Here is a 7,113-nt window from a genome sequence, read left to right on the forward strand (position 1 = left end):
CTGCTAAAAATATAGTGCCTTGATCTTTGACAATAATGCTTTCGTCTGCCATTGCAGGTACGTACGCACCACCTGCGGTACATAACCCCATTACCACGGCAATTTGTGGGATACCTTTACCCGACATACGGGCTTGATTGTAAAAAATACGACCAAAATGCAGTTTGTCGGGAAATACATCATCTTGCTCTGGCAGGTTAGCACCGCCCGAATCAACAAGATAAATACAAGGTAAGTGGCAGCGCTCTGCGATGTCTTGTGCACGTAAATGCTTTTTAACGGTAAGCGGAAAATACGTACCGCCTTTAACCGTGGCATCGTTTGCAATAATCATGCATTCAATGCCTTTTACACGGCCAATACCAGCTACAACACCGGCGCACGGTATTGCTTGCTCGTATACACCAAAGGCAGCAAATTGTGAAATTTCTAAAAACGGTGAGCCTTCGTCAATTAACGTACTTATACGATCGCGTACAAATAATTTACCACGGCCTTCGTGGCGCTCCTTTAATGCAGCGCCTCCGCCTTGGCTAATTGTTGCTACCTTACTGCGTAAATCGTCCACCAGCGCCGACATGTTTTTATGGTTTTGCACAAACGTTGGATCGTGAGGGTTAACGCTCGATTTTAAAATCGTCATGGTTTAATCCTTAACGGCTTTCAGTGAAAAGTTCGCGACCAATAAGCATGCGGCGTATTTCAGATGTACCTGCACCAATTTCGTATAATTTAGCGTCACGCAGCAAGCGGCCTGTGGCGTATTCATTTATGTAGCCATTGCCACCTAAAATTTGAATCGCATCAAGCGCCATTTTAGTTGCAAGCTCTGCGGCGTATAAAATAGCACCGGCTGCATCTTTACGGGTTGTTTCGCCACGGTCACAAGAGCGAGCTACCGTATACACATATGAGCGCGCAGCATTCATTTGTGTATACATGTCGGCTACTTTGCCCTGAATTAACTGAAATTGACCAATAGGGGTGTCAAACTGTTTACGCTCATGAATGTAAGGAACTACTATGTCCATACACGCTTGCATTATGCCAAGCGGGCCTGCTGCAAGTACTACGCGTTCGTAATCAAGGCCACTCATAAGTACTTTAACGCCTTCGTTTAAGTTACCTAAAATGTTTTCCTCTGGCACTTCACAGTTTTCAAATACAAGTTCACAGGTGTTTGAGCCACGCATGCCCAGTTTGTCTAGCTTTTGCGCCGTTGAAAAACCAGGGAAGTTGCTCTCAACAATAAACGCAGTAATGCCTTTAGCGCCGGCGTTTAAATCTGTTTTAGCGTAAATAACTAGTGTGTGTGCATCTGGGCCATTGGTGATCCACATTTTATTGCCGTTTAAAATGTACTTATCGCCTTTTTTTTCGGCTTTGAGTTTCATCGATACAACGTCAGAGCCCGCATTAGGCTCGCTCATTGCTAGGGCGCCAATATGTTCACCACTAATAAGCTTTGGTAAGTATTTTTCTTTTTGAGCTTGTGTGCCGTTACGGTTGATTTGATTAACACACAGGTTTGAATGCGCGCCATAGCTTAGGCCAATAGAGGCACTTGCACGGCTAATTTCTTCCATGGCAATTACATGTTCTAAGTAACCTAATCCTGCGCCGCCAAGTTCTTCAGATACGGTCATACCTAGTACGCCCATTTCGCCCATTTGTGCCCAAAGTTGATTTGGAAAAGCGTTATCTAAGTCAGTTTTTTCAGCAAGCGGGGCAATTTCCTGGCTTGCAAAACTGTTTACGTGGTCGCGGATCATATCGGCAGTTTCGCCAAGGCCAAAGTTCATTTCTTTATATAGTGAAATAGTGCTCATGATTCAGTCCTGTGTGGGGATGTGTGTTGTCAGTGTGTTGTTATTTTTAAAATAAACTTACTCGTCTATTTTGTTTAATGTGTCTCTGCAGCGGCGCTCGGCCGTTACCAACTCCATAAGAACAACTTTAATGTCGTCCATTTGTTGAGATAGGTCGGATTTTTTTTCTGAAATAAGGTCAAGCATGGTAACCAACTGCTTAGCGCTTGATTTATCTGCGTCGTACAGTTCAAACAAACGACCCGTTTCGGCCAATGTAAAGCCCAATCGTTTACCACGTAATATTAGTTTTAAACGCACTTTGTCGCGTTTTGAATAAATACGGGTTTGACCGTTACGTTCTGGAGTTATTAACCCTTGGTCTTCGTAAAAACGAATAGAGCGGGTAGTAATGTCAAACTCTTTAGCGAGTTCGCTAATGCTAAATGTTTGTTCATTACTGGCCGGTATATTGGCTGAGCTTGCAAAGTTTGTTTGATTATCTGGTTTCATAGTTGTATTTACCTCATTCGAATAACTCCAATATAAGTGAAGTTTACGTAAAGGTAAAGCTTGGTGTGGTTTGAAACTATTTACAAAGGAGTGTTGGTGTGAAATTTTAATTTATACTTTTAATATTCAATGATTTAATTTAATTTACTCAGTGTTGGTCTACAACTGGAAAATAATGCTTACACTTTTAAAACTAAAAATTAAGCTGTTTTTAGTTGACGTTGGCGTAAACGTTAGTATTGTGTATGAGTATTAAATAATAAATGAATACTAAATTAATAGAGCAAATATACTAACAACTATTTGCATTAAATTACAACGGAGTTAGTCATGACTTTAGAATCAGTGGTAATTGTAGCAGCAAAACGTACCCCAATGGGTGGTTTTATGGGAGCGTTAAGTGATGCGCAGTCTACCGAGCTTGGCGCAACCGCCATTGCCAGCGCACTTGCCCAAACTGGTTTAGCTAATAACGCAATAGACGAAGTAATTATGGGCTGTGTATTACCAGCAGGCCTTGGGCAAGCGCCTGCTCGCCAAGCAATGTTAAAAGCAGGCCTTGCACTTAGCACGGGTGCTACAACAATTAACAAAGTATGTGGCTCTGGTTTAAAAGCAGCCATGCTTGCAAATGATTTAATTAAAGCGGGCTCTATTCAATCTGCTATTGCCGGTGGCATGGAAAGCATGACAAACGCACCATACTTTATTCCAAAAGCACGTGGTGGAATGCGAATGGGTCATGGCGAAATAAAAGATCACATGATGAGCGACGGCCTTGAAGACGCCTACGATAACAAAGCAATGGGCTGTTTTGCACAAGACACCGCTGACGAGTACGGCATTGGCCGCGAGCAAATGGATGCGTTTGCACTGGGCTCATTAAGTAAAGCAAAAGCCGCTATAGAAAACGGTAGCTTCGATAACGAAGTTGCACCGCATACGATGCAAACACGTAAAGGTGATGTAACAGTATCTATTGATGAACAACCAGGTAACGCCCGCCCAGAAAAAATTCCAAGCCTACGTGCAGCCTTTAAAAAAGATGGCACCATTACAGCGGCTAATTCATCGTCAATTTCAGACGGTGGCGCGGCGCTTATATTAATGAGCGAATCAAAAGCAAAAGAGCAGGGCTTAACACCGCTTTGTAAAATTGTAGCGCACAGTACTCATTCTCAAAAACCAAGTGAATTTACAGTTGCGCCAGTAGGGGCTATGAACAGCGTGCTTGAAAAAGCAGGTTGGTCTGTAAACGATGTTGACCTTTGGGAAATTAACGAAGCATTTGCCATGGTAACCATGCTGGCTATTAACGAGTTAAAACTTGATGAAAGCAAAGTAAACGTTAATGGCGGTGCATGTGCACTTGGCCACCCAATTGGTGCAAGCGGCGCGCGTATTTTAGTAACGCTTATTCATGCCCTTAAAAACCGAGGCCTTAAAAAAGGCATTGCGTCTTTATGTATTGGTGGTGGTGAAGCGGTTGCTATGGCTGTAGCAGCTTACTAATTAGGTATTTAACAGCAACATGAATAGTTAAACGAATACCTAAATTAATAACTATAAAAGCGCTGCACTAATAATACTAATAAAGCGGCGCTACCAATTTCAAAAGAGAACACACAACTCACACACTAGGATTTAATCATGCACCAAGTACCACTACTTATTAATGGCGAATTTATTCAATCAGCGTCAAAAGAGCTTATCGATGTTATAAACCCAGCAACTCAAGAAGTACTTGCACAAGTGCCATGTACCACAGAGTCAGAAATGGACGCGGCAATTGCCTCAGCTTCAGAGACGTTTAAAACATGGAAAGACGTACCCATTACTGAACGTGCTCGCATTATGATGAAGTACGCAGCGCTATTAAAAGAACACCATGATGAGCTTGCTACCATTATTTGCCACGAATTGGGTAAAACATTTGAAGATGCAAAAGGCGATGTTTGGCGTGGTATTGAAGTAGTAGAACAAGCCGCTAACGCTCCATCATTAATGATGGGTGAAACAATGGAAAACGTAGCGCGCAAAATCGATACGTATTCTTACATGCAGCCACTTGGCGTGTGTGCAGGTGTTACCCCGTTTAACTTCCCTGCAATGATCCCACTTTGGATGTTCCCGCTTGCTATTGTGTGTGGTAACACCTTTATTTTAAAACCGTCTGAGCAAGATCCACTTACACCAATGCGTTTAGCAGAGCTATTTATTGAAGCCGGCGCACCAAAAGGTGTCTTACAAGTTGTACACGGTACAAAACCACAAGTAGATCGCTTACTAGAAGACAAAGCAGTACGCGCTATTTCGTTTGTTGGCTCATGTGGCGTAGGTGCTTATATTTATTCTAAAGGCACACAAAATCTTAAACGTGTGCAAGCGTGTGTTGGCGCTAAAAACCACATGGTTATTATGCCTGATGCAAGTAAATCGCACGTTGTAAACAACCTAGTAGGCGCATCGGTCGGCGCTGCTGGCCAGCGTTGTATGGGTATTTCGGTTGCTGTATTTGTAGGTCAGGCAAGTGAATGGGTAGACGAAATTAAAGCAGGCTTTGAAAATGTACGCCCAGGCGTGTGGGATGATGCAAATGCAGCATACGGACCACAAACCTCAAAAGCAGCAAAATCGCGTATTTTATCGCTTATTGCTGGTGGTAAAGAGCAAGGCGCTACCTGTTTAATTGATGGCTCTGACTTTACAGTTGAAGGGTTTGAGCAAGGTAACTGGGTTGGTCCAACGTTATTTACTGACGTAACCAAAGAAATGGATTTATACAAAGAAGAAATATTTGGCCCCGTGCTAGCGTGTATGTTTGTAGACACGCTTGATGAAGCAATCGCACTTATTAACGACAGCCCATACGGTAACGGTACCTCGTTATTTACGTCAAGCGGCGCAGTGGCTCGTAAATTTCAACACGAAATTGAAGTAGGCCAAGTAGGTATTAATGTGCCAATTCCGGTACCACTTCCGTTCTTTTCGTTCACCGGTTGGAAAGGCTCGTTTTACGGCGATACACACACGTATGGTAAACAAGGTATTCGTTTTTACACAGAAACTAAAACGATTACCTCACGTTGGTTTGAAGACGACATTGCGTCGGGTCCAAACATGAGCATTAACTTAAAGTAATCATGATTAAAACGAATAACTGAATAACTAATAATAAAAAAGATGGGCGCGAAGGCTACTTCACACACAACACACATAAGTCTTCGCTGCTCGTCACTAACTATCCCCTTAATGGGAAAGCGACACGCAACAAACACACAACAACAAACACACAACTAAAGAGGTCTCTACCATGGACTTTAACTTATCAGAAGATCAACAAGCCTTTGCGCAAACTGCACGTCAATTTGCCGAGTCAGAACTCGCACCCTATGCAGCAAAGTGGGATCGCGAACATATTTTTCCTAAAGACACGATTAAAGCAGCAGGTGAGCTTGGTTTTTGTGGTTTATACACGCCAGAGAAAGCGGGTGGCCTTGGTTTATCTCGTTTAGATTCGAGCATTATTTTTGAACAGCTTGCTATGGGCTGTACAGCAACTACGGCCATGTTAACCATTCATAATATGGCCACGTGGATGGTAGCAAGTTTTGGCACCGATGCCGTTAAAGACAAATACGTAGAGCAATTAGTAATGGGCGAGCTACTTGCCTCTTATTGTTTAACAGAGCCTGGCTCTGGCTCAGACGCCGCATCACTTAAAACAAAAGCCGTGCTTGAGGGTGATGAGTACGTTATTAACGGCTCAAAAATGTTTATATCGGGCGCTGGCGAAACCGAAGTATTAGTTGTAATGGCACGTACAGGCGGCGAAGGTGCTGCGGGTATTTCGGCATTTGTAGTCCCGGCCGACGCAAAAGGTGTTGAATACGGCAAAGCAGAAGAAAAAATGGGTTGGAACGCACAACCTACACGCCTAATTAGCTTTGAAGATGTCCGCATTCCTGCGCATAACTTATTAGGGTCAGAGGGCGAAGGCTTTAAATTTGCGATGCAAGGCCTTGATGGCGGTCGAATTAACATTGCCACATGTTCAATTGGTACAGCCCAAGCAGCGCTTAATACCGCCCGTGAATATTTAAAAGAACGCACCCAATTTGGTAAGCCACTCGCTGCGTTTCAAGCGTTACAATTTAAAATTGCCGATATGAACACCGAGCTTGTAGCCGCGCGGCAAATGGTTAGGCTTGCTGCATTTAAACTTGATAATAACGACGTTGAAAAAACCACTTACTGCGCCATGGCTAAACGCTTTGCTACCGATGTTGGCTTTACTGTGTGTAACGACGCACTGCAAATTCATGGTGGTTACGGTTACATAAAAGAATACCCGCTTGAGCGCCATGTACGTGATGTACGTGTTCATCAAATTTTAGAAGGCACTAACGAAATCATGCGTGTAATTATTGCGCGCCGTATTTTGGCTGAGTCTGCAAGCGACGTTTTATAAGGAGCAATGTATGTCAGAATCTAAATCTAATCCGAGTATTGAACTAACTACCGAAGGTCATGTTGCAATTTTAACTATGTCTAACCCGCCAGCAAACACCTGGACAAAAGACACCCTAGTTGATTTAAAAAATACCGTTAACGCGCTTAATAATAATAAAAATATTTATGCCTTAGTACTGACTGGCGAAGGCGAGAAGTTTTTTAGCGCGGGTGCCGACCTAAACGTATTTGCATGTGGCGATAAAGGCGTAGCTGCTGATATGTCGCGTGTATTTGGTGAAGCATTTGAAGCGCTTACTAATTTTAGAGGCGTGTCGGT

Annotated in this window: 7 protein-coding genes; 4 read left to right on the forward strand and 3 right to left on the reverse strand. The window is 43.1% G+C overall.

All coding sequences use genetic code 11. The annotated features are described in order from the left end of the window. The 3 genes from L656_RS0101755 to L656_RS0101765 form a co-directional block, all read right to left on the reverse strand. Positions 1–643: carboxyl transferase domain-containing protein (locus L656_RS0101755; RefSeq protein ID WP_024597969.1), on the reverse strand; the 643-nt coding region annotated here is incomplete at its 3' end. Between the two features lie 10 nt (positions 644–653). Continuing rightward, positions 654–1,829 carry an isovaleryl-CoA dehydrogenase gene (locus L656_RS0101760; protein ID WP_024590171.1) on the reverse strand — a complete coding sequence of 392 codons (1,176 nt, stop codon included), beginning with the start codon at positions 1,827–1,829 and terminating at the stop codon, positions 654–656. 57 nt (positions 1,830–1,886) lie between these two features. Continuing rightward, the gene (locus L656_RS0101765; RefSeq protein ID WP_024597970.1) at positions 1,887–2,321 is read right to left on the reverse strand and encodes a MerR family transcriptional regulator; all 435 of its coding nucleotides are present in this window, start codon (positions 2,319–2,321) and stop codon (positions 1,887–1,889) included. Between the two features lie 330 nt (positions 2,322–2,651). On the opposite strand from L656_RS0101765, the gene L656_RS0101775 reads away from it, so the two are divergent. From L656_RS0101775 to L656_RS0101790, 4 genes are all read left to right on the forward strand, one after another. Further along, the gene (locus L656_RS0101775) at positions 2,652–3,833 is read left to right on the forward strand and encodes a thiolase family protein (RefSeq protein WP_024597971.1); all 1,182 of its coding nucleotides are present in this window, start codon (positions 2,652–2,654) and stop codon (positions 3,831–3,833) included. Positions 3,834–3,971: 138 nt separating this feature from the next. Beyond that, positions 3,972–5,462, forward strand: coding sequence for a CoA-acylating methylmalonate-semialdehyde dehydrogenase (locus L656_RS0101780; RefSeq protein ID WP_024597972.1), 1,491 nt, complete (start codon positions 3,972–3,974; stop codon positions 5,460–5,462). Between the two features lie 172 nt (positions 5,463–5,634). After that, on the forward strand, positions 5,635–6,792 hold the full coding sequence (locus L656_RS0101785) for an acyl-CoA dehydrogenase family protein (protein ID WP_024597973.1): 1,158 nt from the start codon (positions 5,635–5,637) through the stop codon (positions 6,790–6,792). A 10-nt stretch (positions 6,793–6,802) separates the two neighbouring features. Beyond that, positions 6,803–7,113 (forward strand): enoyl-CoA hydratase-related protein (locus tag L656_RS0101790; RefSeq protein ID WP_024597974.1); only part of this gene is annotated, 311 nt, incomplete at its 3' end.

This window comes from Pseudoalteromonas sp. TAE56, assembly GCF_000497955.1.
Lineage (GTDB): Bacteria > Pseudomonadota > Gammaproteobacteria > Enterobacterales > Alteromonadaceae > Pseudoalteromonas.